Origin of the sequence: Kosakonia sp. S42, from assembly GCF_016624785.1 — a bacterium.
Lineage (GTDB): Bacteria > Pseudomonadota > Gammaproteobacteria > Enterobacterales > Enterobacteriaceae > Kosakonia > Kosakonia cowanii.
The window spans coordinates 539,182-558,222 of sequence record NZ_JACVTW010000001.1 but is presented as its reverse complement, the minus strand read 5'-3'; the positions used below and the strand labels follow the sequence as shown (position 1 = coordinate 558,222).

11 protein-coding genes and 2 tRNA genes are annotated in these 19,041 nt (G+C 57.4%); 7 read left to right on the top strand and 6 right to left on the bottom strand.

The annotated features are described in order from the left end of the window. Window positions 1-99 precede the first annotated feature (99 nt). Window positions 100-945, top strand: coding sequence for a C40 family peptidase (locus IAE50_RS02615; RefSeq protein WP_200579480.1), 846 nt, complete (start codon window positions 100-102; stop codon window positions 943-945). Between the two features lie 44 nt (window positions 946-989). On the opposite strand, the gene IAE50_RS02610 is transcribed toward IAE50_RS02615, so the two are convergent. Together IAE50_RS02610 and IAE50_RS02605 are read right to left on the bottom strand one after the other, a co-directional pair. Then, a complete protein-coding gene (locus IAE50_RS02610; RefSeq protein ID WP_200579479.1) occupies window positions 990-2,159 on the bottom strand; it encodes an MFS transporter in 1,170 nt (389 codons plus the stop codon). A gap of 166 nt (window positions 2,160-2,325) precedes the next feature. Beyond that, window positions 2,326-2,415: a YnhF family membrane protein gene (locus IAE50_RS02605; RefSeq protein ID WP_094192965.1), complete on the bottom strand. Its 90-nt coding sequence runs from the start codon at window positions 2,413-2,415 to the stop codon at window positions 2,326-2,328. A 297-nt stretch (window positions 2,416-2,712) separates the two neighbouring features. Here IAE50_RS02605 and purR point away from each other — a divergent pair, with 297 nt between their 5' ends. After that, window positions 2,713-3,738: an HTH-type transcriptional repressor PurR gene (gene purR, locus IAE50_RS02600; protein ID WP_023481848.1), complete on the top strand. Its 1,026-nt coding sequence runs from the start codon at window positions 2,713-2,715 to the stop codon at window positions 3,736-3,738. A gap of 18 nt (window positions 3,739-3,756) precedes the next feature. Here purR and punR read toward each other — a convergent pair whose 3' ends face one another. Continuing rightward, the gene (gene punR / locus IAE50_RS02595; protein WP_124968462.1) at window positions 3,757-4,668 is read right to left on the bottom strand and encodes a DNA-binding transcriptional activator PunR; all 912 of its coding nucleotides are present in this window, start codon (window positions 4,666-4,668) and stop codon (window positions 3,757-3,759) included. Between the two features lie 112 nt (window positions 4,669-4,780). Between punR and punC the strand changes: the two genes are divergently transcribed. Next, a complete protein-coding gene (gene punC, locus IAE50_RS02590; RefSeq protein ID WP_200579478.1) occupies window positions 4,781-5,977 on the top strand; it encodes a purine nucleoside transporter PunC in 1,197 nt (398 codons plus the stop codon). A 297-nt stretch (window positions 5,978-6,274) separates the two neighbouring features. Beyond that, the gene (cfa, locus tag IAE50_RS02585) at window positions 6,275-7,423 is read left to right on the top strand and encodes a cyclopropane fatty acyl phospholipid synthase (protein ID WP_200579477.1); all 1,149 of its coding nucleotides are present in this window, start codon (window positions 6,275-6,277) and stop codon (window positions 7,421-7,423) included. Window positions 7,424-7,491: 68 nt separating this feature from the next. Here the strand turns inward: cfa and IAE50_RS02580 are convergent, their stop codons facing one another. After that, entirely contained in the window at window positions 7,492-8,130 is a 639-nt protein-coding gene (locus IAE50_RS02580; protein ID WP_094422856.1) for a riboflavin synthase subunit alpha, read from the bottom strand. A gap of 268 nt (window positions 8,131-8,398) precedes the next feature. Here IAE50_RS02580 and mdtK point away from each other — a divergent pair, with 268 nt between their 5' ends. From mdtK to IAE50_RS02565, 3 genes are all read left to right on the top strand, one after another. Beyond that, window positions 8,399-9,772: an MdtK family multidrug efflux MATE transporter gene (gene mdtK / locus IAE50_RS02575; RefSeq protein WP_200579476.1), complete on the top strand. Its 1,374-nt coding sequence runs from the start codon at window positions 8,399-8,401 to the stop codon at window positions 9,770-9,772. 150 nt (window positions 9,773-9,922) lie between these two features. After that, window positions 9,923-9,999, top strand: a tRNA-Val gene (locus IAE50_RS02570). A gap of 12 nt (window positions 10,000-10,011) precedes the next feature. Next, window positions 10,012-10,088, top strand: a tRNA-Val gene (locus IAE50_RS02565). Between the two features lie 164 nt (window positions 10,089-10,252). On the opposite strand, the gene IAE50_RS02560 is transcribed toward IAE50_RS02565, so the two are convergent. Together IAE50_RS02560 and IAE50_RS02555 are read right to left on the bottom strand one after the other, a co-directional pair. Beyond that, a complete protein-coding gene (locus tag IAE50_RS02560; RefSeq protein ID WP_200579475.1) occupies window positions 10,253-16,783 on the bottom strand; it encodes an AIDA repeat-containing protein in 6,531 nt (2,176 codons plus the stop codon). Between the two features lie 31 nt (window positions 16,784-16,814). Beyond that, complete coding sequence (locus IAE50_RS02555) at window positions 16,815-18,071, bottom strand: autotransporter strand-loop-strand O-heptosyltransferase (protein ID WP_200133123.1); 1,257 nt, start codon at window positions 18,069-18,071, stop codon at window positions 16,815-16,817. Window positions 18,072-19,041: the final 970 nt, after the last annotated feature.

The window sequence follows — 19,041 nt, the reverse complement described above, 5'->3', positions numbered from 1 at the left end:
ACAGTATTAACGTTTGGGCTTTTTATAGATTAGAATCGACGAGTTTTTTAAATCATACGCAAGCATAATAAGATGCCTGCCCTAACAGGGGAATGCTCAGTGGCGCGGATACCAAAAGCTTCAATCACGCTCTGTGCTTTGTTGTTCACCACATTGTCTTTCACGCCATTAGCGAGCGCTTCTGAACAAGCGCCAGCCTCGGCCGTGCAAAAAACACATCTGGCGAAAGCATCCGAACGTAAGAAAAAAAACAGTTCTACAAAAACAACAAAGAAAAGCAGTGGCACTCCAGCAGAAAAAGTCAGCAGTAAAAAAACCGCAAAAACCAAAACGTCGACCAAATCGATAAAAAAGAAAAACAGCGCTACCCCGCAGAAAACCGCTAAAACTCCCTCGCGTCGTAAAGCATCCAGCTCACTGAAAACTGCAACCGTTAGCTGGACTGAGAAGTGTACGCCGCGCAAAGGCCACAAGCCGCACTGTATTAAAGTGAAAAGCAGCCAGGCCGGCACGCTGGCTGACGTGCATAAACTGCGGGTGCAAAAAGTGCAAAAAACCGCGATGTCGAAGCTGATGAACCAGCTCGGCAAACCCTACCACTGGGGCGGTTCCTCGCCGAAAACCGGTTTTGATTGCAGCGGGCTGGTCTATTACGCCTATAAAGATCTGGTGAAATTCCGTATTCCGCGTACCGCCAATGAGATGTATCACCTGCGTGATGCCTCGCCGGTTAACCTGCGCGAGCTGGAGAGCGGCGATCTGGTCTTCTTCCGCACACAGGGTCGCGGCACCGCCGATCACGTTGGCGTCTATGTCGGCAACGGCAAATTTATCCAGTCACCACGAAGCGGCCAGGATATTCAGGTCACTTCATTAAGCGAAGATTACTGGCAGCGCCACTATGTTGGTGCGCGCCGCGTAGTGACACCGAAAACCATTCGCTAACGCCCTCTCCCACCTGCCGCTCGCGCGGCAGGTGTTACTTCGCCTTACTCCGCTGCCGCACAGACGCGCGACGCTGAATTACGCCCGGAGAAGAGCACCAGCAGCAGCCCCAGCCCGGCAATAATCGCCCCCATCACCGGAACAAAACTATAGCCGAGACCGCCGGAGATCACCGCCCCACCTGCCGCCGCGCCAAGGGCATTACCCAGGTTAAATGCGCCAATATTGACCGATGACGACAGCCCCGGTGCTTCATGGGCAACACGCATTACGCGCATCTGCAACGGCGGCACCACCGCGAAGGTTGCCGCGCCCCACACCACCATTGCGATCGCCGCACCAATCTCACTGCGCGCCAGCAGCGGGATCGCCAGCATGATAACAATCAGCAGCAGTAAAAAGCCTTTCAGGGTGCCGGTTACCGAGCGGTCCGCCAGTTTTCCACCCAAAAAGTTACCAATCGAGAAACCAACGCCAATCAGCACCAGCATGGCGGTGACAAACACCGGCGTGGCGTCCGTCAGCGTGCGCAACACCGGTGAGATGTAGGTATAGAGGGTAAACATTGCGCCAGCACCGAGCACGGTAGTCAGCAGCGCCGTCAGCACCTGCGGGCGCATCAGTACCGCGAGCTCGTTGCGCACGTTGGGTCGTGCGCCCGCGCCGCCTTTCGGTAATGAGAAGAAGAGCGAGACCATGGAGATCACTCCAAGCCCGGCAGTTGCCATAAAGGACATGCGCCAGCCGATAGTCTCCCCAACCCAGGTGGCGGCAGGCACACCGCCAATATTGGCGATAGTCAGCCCCATAAACATCGTCGCCACCGCGCTGGCCTGCTTCTCTTTTGCGACAACGCTTGCGGCCACCACAGAGCCAAGGCCGAAGAACGCGCCGTGGTTAAGGCTGGTGATGATACGGGCGATCATCAGGGTGGCGTAATCGGGCGCAATGGCAGAGAGCACATTGCCGACGGTGAAGATCGCCATTAAGAAAATCAGCGCGTTACGACGGCCGCGATGGGAAAGCAGCAGCGTCATCAGCGGCGCGCCCACCATCACGCCGATGGCATAGGCGCTAATCAGCATCCCCGCCGCCGGAATCGATACCCCAACACCCTGCGCAATCACCGGCAGTAATCCCATCGGGGAGAACTCAGTGGTACCAATCCCAAAGGCGCCTATCGCCAGCGCAAGCAGGGGGAAATTTATTTTCATCTTTTGACTCCGAAATGGACATGCCGACCCTCTACCGGGTCGCGAAAGGCAAAAGTATGACAGGTGTCACAAAAAACAGAAGTGAGCGTACGGAGAAAAGTTTATTGCGCAACGGGTAACAATGGGGACGCAAGAACCGAGGGAGAGGGCTCTCCCTCGCATCAGATCAATGCAGTGCAGCGGTCAGCGCGCCGAAAACAATCAGGCTCAGAACGATGACGGTAGTGAAGAGTGAATACTTAAGATCGGTGCTCATCAATTTTTCTCCATTTAATTTCCCCACAAAAAGTGAGCTTGCGCATTTTTGCACAAATTATGGGAAAAATCTTGCGTGATTTGCCAGCAGAACCGTTTTAATACTTCCCCTTTTGCTCAAGATCAGACAAAATTCGACGCTAAATTTATTAGCGTACCGGCCATTGACTCCCCTCCTGACGTCCAGTGTCGTTTTCCCGGCGTACCGCACTCACTTTGATGAGTTCAGGGTGTTTAAAGGCAAACGTTTACCTTACGAATTATCAGGAGCTTACGATATGGTCTGGAGTAATATCTGATGGCAACGATTAAAGATGTCGCGAAACGAGCAAACGTTTCCACTACAACCGTATCACATGTAATTAACAAAACCCGTTTCGTCGCCGAAGAGACGCGCAACGCCGTCTGGGCGGCAATCAAAGAGCTGCACTATTCGCCAAGCGCCGTTGCGCGCAGCCTGAAAGTGAATCACACCAAATCGATTGGCCTGCTGGCGACCAGCAGTGAAGCGGCCTACTTCGCCGAGATCATCGAAGCGGTTGAGAAAAAGTGTTTCCAGAAGGGTTACACCCTGATCCTCGGCAACGCCTGGAACAGCCAGGAGAAGCAGCGCGCCTATCTGTCGATGATGGCGCAAAAGCGTGTCGATGGCCTGCTGGTGATGTGCTCTGAGTACCCGGAAACCGTGCTCACCATGCTTGAGGAGTATCGCCATATTCCGATGGTAGTGATGGACTGGGGCGAATCGAAGGCGGACTTCACCGATTCGGTGATCGATAACGCCTTCCAGGGCGGCTATATGGCCGGTCGTTACCTGATTGAGCGCGGCCATCGCGACATCGGCGTGATCCCGGGTCCGCTGGAGCGCAACACCGGCGCAGGTCGTCTGGCCGGTTTTATGAAGGCGATGAACGAAGCGATGATCAACGTGCCGGAAAACTGGATTGTGCAGGGCGACTTTGAGCCGGAGTCCGGCTACCGCGCTATGCAGCAGATCCTCGGCCAGTCCTCGCGCCCCACCGCAGTCTTCTGCGGCGGCGACATTATGGCGATGGGCGCGCTCTGCGCCGCCGATGAGATGGGTCTGCGCGTGCCGCAGGATATCTCCGTTATCGGTTATGACAACGTGCGCAACTCGCGCTTCTTCACCCCGGCGTTGACGACGATTCATCAGCCGAAAGACTCACTGGGTGAAACGGCATTCACCATGCTGCTCGATCGCATTGTGAATAAACGCGAACAGTCGCAGTCGATTGAGGTGCATCCGCGCCTGGTTGAGCGCCGCTCGGTGGCCGATGGCCCATTCCGCGATTACCGCCGTTAATCCCTTTGCGCGGGAGCCTTACTCCGGCTCCCGTAGCCACTCCTTATTCAACGTTTCACTGTCGCCCAGGTAATCGAGCAGCCAGTTCAGCGCAGGCGACGCCTCGTTTTGTTGCCATGTCAGGCAGCAAGCGGCATCCGGAAACGGGTTTTCCAGTTCAAGCGCCACCCAGTCACCGCTATCGAGCCACGGTCGGGCAAAATGGGCTGGCACCATCCCCACGCAGAGCCCCGCCGACAGGCACGCTTCCGACGAGGCCCAGTCGGGCACCATCACCCTTTTCTGGTTATCCAGCAGCCAGGTAATGCGCTTCGGCAACGAGCGGGAGGTATCCTCCTGAATCAGCGACGGCCAGTTGCGCAACGTCTCATCGCTTAACGGACCGTTGAGTTGTGCCAGCGGATGTTGACGCGAGACAACACACTTCCAGCTCAAAGTGCCCATATCACGAAAAGCGTAGCGACCACCGACCGGAATGGCCTGCGTGGCGCCGATCGCCAGTTCAACCCGGCCATCGGCGAGCGCATCCCACACGCCGTTGAACACCTCCTGGTAGACCACCAGTTCGACATCGCTGAAGTGACGGTAGAAATCGACAATCATCTGCCGGGTGCGGGCGGGTTTCACAATGTTATCGACGGCAATTGGCAACTGGCCGCGCCAGCCGTTGGCAATCTGCTGACACTGCTGGCGGGTGATCAGCATTTTTTTGATAACAGACCGCCCCTCCTTTAAAAACCAGACCCCGGCGGGGGTTAATTCCACATCACGGTGGCGGCGCACAAACAGCGGCACCGCCAGCCACTCCTCCAGCTGACGCACGGTGTAGCTCACCGCAGAGGGCACGCGGTGCAACTCCTGCGCTGCGCCGCTAAAGCTGCCGTTACGCGCCACGGCATCCACCACTTCAAGGGAGTATTCTGACCACATATTCTGCCTGCAAAATTTTTGAAACCAATGTGCAAATATTAGCGTTTCACAACCAGGAAAGCACTCCTTACACTTCCCCACCCTGATTACCTGCAATTAAAGAGAAATGAGAATGCAACCTGGCAAAGGATTTTTAGTCTGGCTCGCGGGCTTAAGCGTGCTGGGCTTTTTAGCCACCGATATGTACCTGCCCGCTTTCAGCGCGATTCAGCAAGATTTAAACACCTCTCCCGCCGTGATCAGCGCCTCGCTGAGCCTCTTCCTGGCCGGGTTCGCGGTGGCGCAGCTGCTGTGGGGGCCGCTGTCGGATCGCTATGGTCGCAAACCGATTCTGCTGATTGGTCTCTCTATTTTCGCCCTGGGCTGCCTTGGCACCCTCTGGGTGCGCGATGCCACCTGGCTGCTGGTGCTGCGTTTTGTGCAGGCTGTCGGCGTCTGTGCCGCTACCGTTAGCTGGCAGGCGCTGGTGACGGATCACTACCCGGCGCACCGGGTTAACCGCATTTTCGCCACCATTATGCCGCTGGTCGGCTTAACCCCGGCGCTGGCCCCGCTGCTCGGTGCCTGGCTGCTGGCCCATATTGAATGGCAGGCGATTTTCGCCACCCTGCTGGCGATCACCGTGGTGCTGATGATCCCGGTTTTCCGCCTCAAATCGCCGGTAAAAGAGGTGGCGCATGACCAGCAGGCACTCACCTTCCTCGATCTGCTGCGCGCCCGCGATTATCGCGGCAATGTGATGATCTACGCCGCCTGCTCTGCCAGCTTCTTCGCCTGGCTTACCGGCTCGCCGTTTATCCTGCATGAGATGGGCTATGGCCCGTCGGTAATTGGCCTGAGCTATGTGCCACAAACCTTCGCCTTCCTGATTGGTGGTTACGGCTGCCGCGCAGCGCTGCAAAAATGGCAGGGTTCGCGCATGTTGCCGTGGTTACTGAGCGGCTTCGCTCTGAGCGTGCTGGCGACCTGGGCAGTCGGCTTCATTCCCGGCGTCTCGCTGACCGCGCTGCTGATCCCCTTCTGCCTGATGGCGATGGCAAATGGCGCTATCTACCCTATCGTGGTGGCGCGGGCGCTACGTCCCTTCCCGCAGGCGACGGGCCGCGCGGCAGCGTTGCAGAATACCCTGCAACTGGGGCTCTGCTTCTTCGCAAGCCTCGTTGTTTCGTGGCTGATCATTACCCCGCTGCTGACCACCACCAGCGTGATGCTCGCTATGGTGCTGCTCGCGGCACTCGGTTATGGCATTCAGCATCGCGCAGGCGAAGAGCTGGAGGAGGTGCGTGAGCCCTCCTCCGCACGCGGGTAGTTGCTGACGGGACTGTCGCTAATGGCGTAATTAGCCTGCTATTAGCGACAAGTTGAATCACCTGATATTGAGGCCTATACTGATTCTCGGCTATCTCATAAATACGATAAATATTATGCAGTAACGGGCACCGGAGCGTGCTCGTTTCCCCAAGGAGGGCCTTTTCTGGCAAGGGTCTCTCCCTTCCTCTGTTCTACGTCTGATATCAGCCTTACGGTGCAAACCGTGAGATTTCTCACAAATTCTGCCAGCGTCTACGCTTGTAGAGTTCTGATCGCTATTCGTGATGGAGAAGGTATGAGTTCATCGTGTATAGAAGAAGTGAGCGTGCGGGATGACAACTGGTTCCGTATAGCAAACGAACTGCTGGGCCGCGCAGGCATTCATATTAATGGTCCCGCCCCCGCAGATATTCAGGTGAAAAATCCTGATTTTTTTAAACGCGTTTTACAGGAGGGATCGCTCGGACTCGGCGAAAGTTATATGGACGGCTGGTGGGAGTGCGAACGGCTGGACATTTTCTTTACCCAGGTACTGCGCGCCGGCCTGGAAAAACAGCTTCCACACCATCTCAAAGATACCCTGCGCATTGCCGCCGCCCGGCTCTTCAACCTGCAAAGTAAAAAGCGGGCGTGGATTGTCGGCAAAGAGCACTACGATCTCGGCAACGATCTCTTTACCCGCATGCTCGACCCCGCAATGCAGTACTCCTGCGGTTACTGGAAAGAGGCGACTACCCTTGCCGAGGCGCAGCAGGCAAAATTGCGGCTTATTTGTGAAAAATTGCAGTTAACGCCCGGCATGCGCGTGCTGGATATCGGCTGCGGCTGGGGCGGCCTGGCGCAATTTATGGCACAACACTATGGTGTCCGCGTGGTCGGCGTCACTATTTCGGCAGAGCAGCAGAAAATGGCGCAACAGCGCTGCGCCGGGCTGGATGTGGAGATTCTGTTGCAGGATTATCGCGATCTGCGCGATCAGTTTGACCGCATCGTCTCCGTCGGCATGTTTGAACACGTCGGGCCAAAAAACTACGCCACCTACTTTGATGTGGTGGACAGAAACCTGAAGCCGGACGGCCTCTTTTTACTCCACACCATCGGCTCCAGACAGACCGATAACAATGTTGATCCGTGGATCAACCGCTATATCTTCCCGAACGGCTGCCTGCCTTCGGTGCGCCACATCGCCACCGCCAGTGAGCCGCACTTTGTGATGGAGGACTGGCACAACTTCGGCGCCGATTATGACCGCACGTTAATGGCCTGGTATGGGCGCTTTCTCGCCGCGTGGCCGGAGATTGCCGACAACTACTCCGAGCGGTTTAAACGCATGTTCAGCTACTATCTGAACGCCTGCGCCGGGGCCTTTCGCGCCCGCGATATTCAGCTCTGGCAGGTGGTATTTAGCCGCGGCGTCGAGAAAGGTCTGCGCGTCGCGCGTTAGCGCTGCGTTTGAGCAACAAAAAAGCCGCAACGGCTACGCTGCGGCTTTTTGCTGTTTGTGACGCCTGGTTACTCGACGACATTCACCACAACAGCGGCCTCTTTGGCCGCCAGTACGCGCTCAACGGTATCGACAACGGCCTGAGTTTGCGGATCGATCTCAATATTGACGCGCTGCCCCAGTTTTTTGCCACTCAGGGTGGTGCGCTGCAGCGTTTCCGGGATCAGGTGCACGCAAAAACGCGTGGCGGTCACTTCACCAACCGTCAGGCTGATACCGTCGATGCCAATAAATCCTTTATAAAGGATGTATTTCATCAGCGTCGGATCCTGCACTTTAAACCAGATCTGACGGTTATTTTCCGAGGCGAGGATTTTGACGATTTCAGCGGTCGACATAATATGACCCGACATTAAATGCCCGCCAATCTCATCGCTGAATTTCGCCGCGCGCTCAACGTTAACGATATCCCCAACTTCGAGTTCGCCAAGGTTAGTAATACGCAGCGTCTCTTTCATCAAATCAAAGCTGATATGGCTACCGTTGATCTCGGTGACGGTCAGGCAGCAGCCGTTATGCGCAATGGACGCCCCGGTTTCAATTCCGTCCAGCATCGTTTCAGGCAGCTCAACAACGTGGGTGCGAAAATTCGGTTTTTCGTCAATCGACACCACTTTTGCCGTGCCCTGTACAATACCCGTAAACATAATCATCACTCCTGTTTCATTCTTACGGCATTACCGTGTGCTCCACGCACAATAACAGGTGAAAAATCCCCTTGCCAGCCTGAAGCCCGCTTTGCGGCGAAAGATAATTTTGATTTATGGATAACGTGGCAAAAAGGGGCATTAACAGGTACTATTTGAGCAGATGTCGCACTTATCGCAGTGCGGCATTTTTTGTCGCACAAGGATATAACTCCTTTCTCTTAAGTATTTCCATTCTCTCTTATAACAACAATATATAGGTGTTAACGTGCAGAAGTATGTAACAGAGGCGCGTCAATTACTGGCACTTGCCCTGCCGGTGATTTTTGCGCAGGTTGCCCAGACGGCGATGGGCTTCGTCGATACCGTGATGGCCGGGGGCTATAGCGCCACGGATATGGCTGCGGTCGCTATCGGTACCTCTATCTGGTTCCCCGCTATTCTGTTTGGTCACGGTCTGCTGCTGGCAATGACGCCGGTGATTGCGCAGCTGAATGGTTCCGGGCGTCGCGATCGCATCGCGCATCAGGTGAGCCAGGGGTTCTGGCTGGCGGGTGCCGTATCAGTGCTGATTATGATTGTGCTGTGGAACGCCGGTCATATTATTCGCGCCATGCATAACATCGACCCGATGATGGCCGATAAAGCGGTCCACTTTTTACGCGCGCTGATGTGGGGCGCACCGGGCTACCTCTTCTTCCAGGTGTTGCGCAATCAGTGCGAAGGGCTGGCGCGTACCAAACCCGGTATGGTGATGGGCTTTCTCGGCCTGCTGGTCAATATTCCGGTTAACTACGCCTTTATCTATGGCCGTTTCGGTATGCCGGAGCTGGGCGGCGTCGGCTGCGGCGTGGCGACCGCGTCGGTCTACTGGGTGATGTTTATCTTTATGCGCCTCTACGTGAAACACGCCGGTGCGATGCGCGACATCAAACACGAGGCCCGCTTCGCACGGCCCGATATGGCGGTGCTGAAACGGCTGGCCCAGCTTGGCTTACCGATTGCGCTGGCGCTCTTTTTCGAAGTGACCCTGTTTGCCGTCGTCGCGCTGCTGGTCTCGCCTCTCGGCATTGTCGATGTTGCCGGACACCAGATTGCGCTTAACTTCAGCTCGCTGATGTTCGTGCTGCCAATGTCGCTGGCAGCAGCGGTCACCATTCGCGTCGGCTTCCGCCTCGGTCAGGGCTCGACGATTGATGCCAAAACCTCGGCGCGCACCGGCTTGATGGTCGGCGTCTGTATGGCGGCCATTACCGCGGTGTTTACGGTGCTGATGCGCGAGCAGATCGCCCTGCTCTATAACGACAACCCGGAAGTGGTGGCGCTGGCGTCGCATCTGATGATGCTGGCGGCAATCTATCAGATCTCTGATTCAATTCAGGTGATCGGTAGCGGCATCCTGCGTGGATATAAAGATACGCGTTCGATCTTCTTTATTACCTTTATCGCCTACTGGGTGCTGGGGCTGCCGACCGGCTACATTCTGGCGCTGACGGATCTGGTGGTTGCACCAATGGGACCAGCAGGCTTCTGGATGGGCTTTATTATTGGCCTGACCTCGGCGGCGGTAATGATGATGCTGCGCATGCGCCATTTGCAGCGTCAGCCTTCGAGCCGCATTTTGCAGCGCGCGGCACGCTAAACCGCTGTAGCCGCCTGCGGGCGGCTACTTTCAGCGCGTTTTGCTCAGTTGTTCCGCAATCGAGTGAATTCAGTAAGAAATCTGCCATTTTCCGCTTGCCACATCTGCGGGCTGCCGCTAATATTCGTCCCCGTTGTCAACCACAACATTGCGTTCATAGCTCAGTTGGTTAGAGCACCACCTTGACATGGTGGGGGTCGTTGGTTCGAGTCCAATTGAACGCACCATCCTTCTTCAGTGCGTCCGTAGCTCAGTTGGTTAGAGCACCACCTTGACATGGTGGGGGTCGGTGGTTCGAGTCCACTCGGACGCACCATTCGTTGTTACTCTCTGTTTTATCCTCCTTTATTTCATCTCAGCTTCAGCATCACCTACACGCCTTCTGCGCGTTACCGGTCGTGATAAAAATTTTCCCACAGAAATAAGAGATAAAAAAAACCGCACCTTGCGGCGCGGCTTTTCATATTACTGCAAGGCTTATCAGAAGCCGACTTTCAGCGTGATTTGACCGCCGTAACCGCCGGTACCCGCATCATCGATGCTGCGGGTGTAGCCCGCGCGCACCCCGAGGGTCACGTTGTCGCGGATCTGGCCATCGATGCCGATATCCAGCGCTGCTGCGGTGCCATCCTGATCCGGATTGAACGACGTTTCGCTGCCTGCCACACCCGGCGCGCTAACGTTCAGCGTGCCCTTCGAGTCGAAGGTCTGGATAAAGGACGGACGGATAAACCAGCTTACCGGTACCGGTTTACCGCTCTCTTTCAGCGTCGCGTTGTTGCCCAGACGCAGACCGGCACGTACTTGCTGGCTGTGACCATCACCGAACTGGACGTCAGCCACATCATCACTGCCATCTTTCAGGTTCACGCCGCGATACTGGTACTGCACCTGCGGCTCCAGCACCAGGCCGCTGCCAATCTCAAACGGCAGACCGGTTTCGAAGGAGCCAACGTAGCCCCAGCCGTGGGTTTTCAGGCCGTCGCCGTCGCGCGGATTAGTGTCGAAGTTGTGGCGAGTACCCTGTGCCACTACGTCCATCCACCAGCCGCTCTCATGCACGCCATTGAGGTAGAGACCGCCGCTGTAAGCGTCATCGCGAACCGTACCGGCTTTTGACTTGTTGTTACGCTGCACGTCGATAGCGGAGAGACCTGCCGCACCGTAGATCCCCGCGGTCCACTCCATGCCAGAGCCTGAACCCTGCCACAAATCACTACCGATCTGCAGGAAGGTGTAGCCACCTTTGCTTTCCGGCGTGTTGCCATTGCTCAGGTCACTGCCGCCGTGATCGTGGCTCAGTTGACCGGCCTGGAAACGGGCCCACATATTGCTGCCGCCTTCGGTCGGGGTACGCGCCGCATAGCGACGGGCATCCAGCGAGCCGAGGAGCGCACTGTCATAATCCATTGCCTGAGCGTAGACGGAGCTGTAGAGGTACATCGCCGAACGGTAGTTCTGCGGGCCATCTGCGTTACCGCCTGCCTCTGCGGTGGTCAGATACCAGCTCTCGTCGGCACTGCCCTGTTGCAGGGTGTAGTTATACGCACCCGCCTGCAGGCTGCCGTCCAGACGGAAAGCATCATCGGTGGTGGTCGCGCCGTTAATGGCGTTCACCACCTGAATGCCGTTACCGCTGGTACGTGCCCCGAGGCCGCCCTGGCTGCGAATGGCGATATTGGTGTTACCGGTGGCGGTACCGCCATCCAGTACCAGGCTGTCACTCACTGCGGTATTGCCATCAAACAGGGTGTTGAGGGTGATGGTGCCGCCATTGCCCACCAGGTTAGTGACGGTCAGGGTTTTCGGTACAAATGCCCCGGTCGGTGCCTGGTAATCAATGGTGCCGCCCAGCGTCAGGTTGTCGAGCAGGGAACTGTCGGTCATCAGCCAGTTTGAGCCCGCATCGACGGTGAGGTCAGTCGGGTCAATCATCCCGGTCAGCGTGGAGCCGTTGCTCAACTGCAAAGAGGTCCCGGCCTGGGCGATGATGTCGGTCACCGCATCCAGCCCGCTGAACACCAGCGTACCGCTCTGCAGGTAGGTGCCGCCCGCCTGGTTAAGCGCACCGCTCAGGGTCAGGGTGTTGCTACCCTCTTTATAAAGCGTACCGTTGCCGTTGATCGCCGCGTTAACGGTGCTGGCGCTGTTCTCAGTGGTAATACGCAGTTCGCCGTCGTTGTTCACATTACCGGCCAGCGTACCGCCATCATTGATTTTGGTGACCCCGGTCAGCATGCCGCCCTCGGCAACGCTCAGCGTACCGTTCTCGCTGACCACGGTGTTGTTGGCGCTACCGTCTGCGGCAACCGCCAGCAGACCGCCGCTTTCCAGCAGCAGGCTATCGGCGATCTTATTAGCAATGGAGAAGCTGCCGTTAACGTTGGTGCCGTTAAGCGTGGTGTCAGTGCCCGCCATCAGCGCTGCGCCGCTGTTGAGATTGATATTGGTGACCGTGGCGCCATCTTCCAGCGCCAGCATGCCGCCGCGCTCAATCGCTGTCAGATCCGCCACGCCCCCGGCACGAACGAACTGGGCGCCGCCTTTGCTGACGGTGGTAGCGATAGCTTTGCCGCCGAAGGCGACGCTCTGGGCGCCGTTTTCGCTGACGGTAGAGGAAGCAACGGTACCGCCCTGGTTAACCACCTGATCGCCAACCACTTTGTTGTCGATGACGATTGCGCCATCATTGACGTTCTGGATCCCGCCTTCGCGGATGATGGTGGAGATCACCGTCCCGCCGCTGTTGACGTTCTGCGTACCGCCACCGTTAATGGTGGTGTTGCTGGCGGTGCCGCCGGTCAGCACGTTCTGGATCCCGCCGACGTTGATAACAGCAAAATCGGATGAACCACCGCTGTAGATATTCTGCGTGCCGCGCTCGTAGAGCGTGGTGCGTGTCGCCGTACCGCCGCGGTAGACGTTCTGCACGCCGTTCGAGGAGAGATCGGTATCCACCGCGCTGCCGCGCACGTTCTGCTGGCTGTCGTTGCCCAACGAGGTGTTGACTGCCGTTCCCCCGGCAGCGATATTCTGCACCGCAAAGTTATCCATCAGGTTATTTTCCGCACGGCCACCGCTGTAAATATTCTGGATGCCATGACGGTTGCGGGTATCGGTGACCACGGCGCCGTCGTAAATCCCCTGTACTGCATCGTCGTTCAGCACGGTAGAGGTAGCTGAGCCGCCGCTGTAGATGCGCTGTTCTGCACGGGTAATTTCCGAACCGGTGGTGGTGCCGTACACCTCCTGGATACCGCCATCGATGACGATAGAGACTTCGGCGTTGGCATTTTTATTGATCACCTGACGCCCGCCGTTTTTCACGATGCTGACAATTGACGTGCCGTCAACCACCTGCAGGCCGCCATCAACAAAGGTGAAGTCGGTAACGCCGCCAGCGGCAACGTTTTGTCTGCCACCCTCAGAGATAGTACCGCCGTAGGTATAACCGCCATCGTTAACGTTCTGCACGCCGCCCTTCTCGATACGCGCGTCGAAGGCCTGGCCGCCGCTACCGATATTCTGCGTTCCGCCCAGCACGCGCGCGGCGAAGGATTTCGCGCCGTTATTGACGTGCTGCTCACCGCCGTTGAGAACGGTGGAGATCGCTACCGCCGCGTTGCTGAGGATCTGCTTGCCGCCCGCGTTAATCACGCTCTGGCGCGACCAGCCGTACGGGTCAACGATCTGCTGCCCGCCGTTATTGATCACCGCCTCGAACGACTGACCGTCTACGCGCTGAACGCCACCGCTGTTCACCAGCGTACCGCGTGCCTGGCCGCCTTTCGTGATCAGCTGTACACCGCCGTCGCTGATGCTGGTGCCGGAAGCCGTACCCTGAACCAGCTGCGTACCGCCGCCAAATACTGTGCCGTCGGAGGCTGCGCCACCGGCTGAGACGTGCTGCACCCCGCCGTTTTTGACGATTGAGCCGGCAGCAAGGCCGCCGTTGTTGACAATCTGCTGACCGCCGTCATTAACGACGGATGAGATAGCGGTGCCATCGACGCTCTGCACGCCGCCGCTGTTGATATGGGTATCGGTGGTTTTACCGCTCGCCTGCACGATCTGCTGACCGCCATCGCTCAGGCTGGTACCGGACGCCGTGCCCGCAACCACCTGTTTGCCGCCGCCAAATACCGTGCCGTCGGAGGCCGCGCCGCCAACATTGATGTGCTGCAGGCCGCCGCTGTGCACCGTGGTGCCTGCCGCCAGGCCGCCCCGGTTCACCAGCTGCGTACCGCCGTTGCGCACGACCGATGAGGTGGCATTGCCGTCGACGCTCTGCACGCCGCCGGTGTTGATTTGGGTATTGGTGGTTTTGCCGCTCGCCTGCACGATCTGCTGACCGCCATCGCTGACGCTGGTGCCGGAAGCCGTACCCGCCACCAGCTGTTTGCCGCCGCCGAATATCGTGCCGTCGGAGGCCGCGCCGCCGACATTAATGTGCTGCAGGCCACCGCTGTTAACGATTGAGCCTGCGGCAAGCCCGCCGCTGTTAACCAGCTGCACGCCGCCGTTGTTGACCACGGCTGAAGTCGCCGAACCGTCAACGCGCTGCAAACCGCCGCTGTTGATAAGCGATCCCGTTGCGATGCCGCCCACCTGCACGTGCTGGATGCCGCCGTCGCCGATGACCGTATCACCCGCCAGCCCGGCAACCTGCTGCGTTCCGCCGAGCAGGGTTGTTTTTGACGCCGCACCGTTGGCCCGCACAATCTGCACACCATCTTTATCAACGCGGGTATCGTTCGCGTGAGCGCCGCTACGGATCAGCTGTTTACCGCCGCTGTAGACGGTGGTGCCGTTCGCCGTGCCGTCAACATCCTGGAAACCGCCGTCATAGATTTTGCTGTCGGTGGTTTTGCCGGTCACATGAACTTGCTGCACGCCGCCTGCATCGACACGGGTGTTGGAAGCTGTCCCTTCAACAACCTGGGTACCGCCAAACAGCAGCGCATCCGACGCGGCACCGCCTTCATTGATATGCTGTAAACCACCGGCATTTACCTGCGAACCGCTGGCCAGCGCGCCGGAGTGGATCAGCTGTACCCCGCCGTCGTTGACCACGGCAGCAATGGCCGCGCCGTCTACCGCCTGGGTGCCGCCGCTATTGATGATGGTATCGGTAGCTTTACCGGTGGCCTGCACCAGCTGATGACCGCCGTTATTGATGCTGGTCCCGGATGCCGTGCCGGCGACAACCTGCTTGCCGCCGCCAAACACCGTGGTGTCGGATGCCGCTCCGCCTTCATTAATATGCTGCAGCCCGCCGCTGTTAACGGTCGCGCTCTTCGCCAGACCGCCGCGGTTCACCAGCTGGGTGCCGCCGTCATAGATAACCGAGGAGGTGGCTGTGCCATCCACGCGTTGCAGGCCGCCGTCGTTGATAAGCGATCCGGTCGCGCTACCGCCCACCTGCACGTGCTGTACGCCGCCCGCACCGATAATGGTGTCTGCCGCCACGCCCGCCAGTTGCTGAATACCGCCCAGCAGCGTGGTGGCAACGGTTGAACCGCCCGTGAGCACGCTTTGGATCCCACCGGCGTTGATCACCGCGCTGGTCGCGCTGCCGCCGCTGCGCACTTTTTGCAGGCCGCCGTCGTTCACCTCTGCGGAGAGCGAAACGCCGTCAACATCCTGTTCACCGCCCGCGTTAACAATCGCGTCTTTGCTGATGCCGCTGGCGTGGATCTGCTGCAAACCGCGGTTATTGATGACGGTACCGAAGGTCATGCCTTCCACCAGTTGGGTGCCGCCGAGCAGAGTGGCGTCGGATGCCGCACCGCCTACGCTGATATGCTGCAGCCCGCCGGTGTTGACCACGCCGCCGGTCGCCAGACCGCCGCGGTTAACCAGCTGCGTACCGCCCGCGTTGACCACGGAGTCGATCGCCTGGCCGTCAACGGTCTGGGTGCCGCGATTGTTGATGATGGTTCCGGTAGATTTACCGGTTGCCTGGACTAACTGCGCACCGCCGTCGCTGACGCTGGTGCCGGATGCGGTTCCTGAGAGAACCTGGGTGCCGCCGCCAAACACGACGCCGTCGGAGGCTGCGCCACCCTGTTTGATATGCTGGATGCCGCCGCTGTTGACGGTAGTGCCCGCCGCCAGCCCGCCGCTATGCACCAGTTGGGTACCGCCGCCGTTGACCACCGCAGAGATCGCGGTGCCGTCAACGGTCTGGGTGCCGCGATTATTGACGATGGTGCCGATGGCTTTACCGGTTTGCTGAACCAGCTGCGCGCCGCCGTCGTTGAGGTGGGCGCCGGATACCGTACCGGCAACAATTTGATTGCCGCCGCCAAAGATAGCGGTATCGGCGGCGGAACCCCCGACGTTAACGTGCTGGCTGCCGCCGCTGTTGACCGTCGCATTCTGGGAGAAACCACCGTTGTTGATAAGCTGCGTGCCGCCGGCATTAACAATACCCTCGACTGAGTTGCCGCTAACAGCCTGTACGCCGCCGTTGTTAATCACCGTCTGGCTTGCCAGACCGCTCTGCAGCACGGTTTGCACGCCGCCTGCACCGACCACGGTGCCGCTCGCCTTGCCGGAGACCGCCTGCGTGCCGCCGCTGTTAAGCTGCGAGCCGGTTGCCGTGCCATCCACTTCAACAATCTGTACACCGTTGGTGACCACGGTACCGCTGGTCTGGCCATTCTGGCGCACGATCTGCGAGCCGCCATCCTGAACGCGGGTGTCAACGGTCTGACCGCCCGCCACGATCTGGGTACCGCGACTGCCGATAGTATGGTTAGTGGTTAACCCGCCGGTGCGTACATTCTGTACGCCCTCCTGCACCACCTCATCCCGCACCGAATCGGTGACATCGGGGGTGAATGCCATTGCCCCGCTGCTGGCGAACAGACCGCCCACCGCCGCTGAGATTAATACCGCGCCGCCTGCGCGCTTGCCTTTTGCCCGTGTCAGTTCGGAAACCACCACGAACGCCCGCTGAACGTCATTCCACACCAGCCGGTAACTGCAGTTAAGACTTTTCTTCATTTCAATGTCCTCGAAACCCGTCTCTCATCCGCTATGCGGCGTGTTGATCGGGGTCTGCCAATGCTGTTGTTTTGATGCCAAAGGGATTGCTTCGCAGGGCAATCAGCCGGCGTAAATGGCCGATGACCTGCTTGCCAGTGATAAATCGTGTGCATTCGTACTGCCGGTCCGTGCCTTTGTGGCGCGGACACCAGAAATAGTCCTGATGATCAAAATTGAGCCGCACGTCATCCCAGCAGCCGTTACAGACATGGGTGTTGATGACGCGCCAGGGGGTATAAAACTCACTGTTGGGCAGGCTGAAACCGCTGATCAGCACCACCGGGATATGGCAGCCCCAGGCAAGCCAGGAGAGGCCGCTGCCGAGGCCGATAAAAAAGTCGGCGTGCTCCAGCAGCGCCACGCGTTCAGCCAGCGGCAAATTGCCGGTGAAATCTTCCGCGCCGTGGGGGATTTTGTTCCAGACGTAACCGCGGCCGACCACGCGCTCTTTGTCGATACAAAGCACGCGGTAGCCCTGCGCTTGTAGATAATCGATAACCTCATGCCAGCCGGTGCCGTTGTTCCAGAATTTGGCCTGGCTGGTGGACTGGGTGGCGATGCAGACATAGGGCTCAGCGATGCGGCGCGGAGTGTGCTGGCGCAGATCCGGGACAATTTCGCTCGGGTCGACGCCGAGGATATGCCCGGCGGTGCGGTGCAGGCCAACGGCGCGAAAATCAAAGGGCTGTTTGTCGAGATCGCCATTAAAAAAGAGCCCGACGCGCCAGCTGGCATAGGGCGGCGCGCTCACGCCAGGCCCGGCCTGCCAGCTTTCCGGGGTTGAAAAGTTGAGCTGCGGATAGACCGGCGAGAAGAGATCGACAATCGGTTGCGCCAGCGTGCAGTCAACGTGGCACTGGTAGGTTTGCCGAAAGCGTTCGGCGTATGGCACCCAGCCGACCAGATCGCCGAGCGTGCCGCTGGGAAAAGAGATCAGCACCCTTTTGCCGCGCATATCCAGCGCATGATCCAGCACGGGCTCCGCCTGCACTCCGTCCCAGACCCGCAGACGAAACGGCACATAATATTTTTTCGTGCTGATGACCCACCCCTGCCCGACATCGTCAGCAAAGAGGATATTTCCCGTTTCGTCATCGCTTATTTCGACCCGCCAGTTACCGGCTGGCAACAATAAACGGGCACCGTCATTAAAATCATACAGGATACCCATCGGCCCCTGTTGGGTCGGAATTTCCGGCGGTGAAATAAAAGCATATCCATGACCAACAACTGTGGAAGTCGTCATCGCCTAACCTTCATTAAGAGTCAACGCATTAAATAGGGCTGGCGGTAAAATAATTAGCAGGCACCAGCCGACCTCCGGGTGTAATTCTCCGGAACAAATTTTTTTATAAATTTTTGCCTCTCATTAAGAGTCGCTTAAGAGTAGTTACGCCGTGCTTTATTGCAAATTATCTCAAAAAATGAAGATTCATACATATCAACAACTTAGATTTATGCCACTTTCGCGCTGCGTTAGAAGAAACTAACTAAAACAAAAAGTTAGCCACGCTTAAATGCAAGCGTTTTAGGATTTTCCTTAATCTAAATTTGGTGCAAAAACGTGATAGTGATTCGGAAATATAAAATATATTTCTGCGATTATGCTGACGAAATGAACGATATATCCGCCTCGCTTAAAGGTCGGCGTGATTAAAAAATTAGCTATCGTGGTAATTAATTAGAGTGCAAGCAGTTTGCTTTGCATTTATTTAATCCCCTGACCTCAGGCGTGAGTCAATTGAGATATATGGAACTTTCTTATTGCTAATTTTTTTCAGCAAAAGAGTGGCTCGATAAATAAGCACTTGCGCAGCTGTACAATAATGTTGCCGCAAGATGCGGTCATTCTGATGCAACTGCTGACGCCGGGTTGTTCAGCAGAAGAAGTGCATACGCTGGTGCAACGGTTGCGCAATTATGTGATAACGGTTGCATAACGAAACGATGCTGGTCATCAATTCGCATTTTGAAACAGCGTTTTTAATTCCTTTCTGTCACTGTGGACGCTATAATGCCGCAATCCTAATTTGAATGGATTCAGCTGATTGAACTGTAAAGCAGATAACTCACATCAATGTTTTCCCAGACTGGCTGAACCTCAGGCACACATTCCTCTGCACGCTTTTTTGATGTCACCTATCCTTAGTCTGTGGCATCGCTCTTTTCGCAACACAGGTTTGACTCCGGCGCCGTGCGCATCCCGGAGCGTGAAT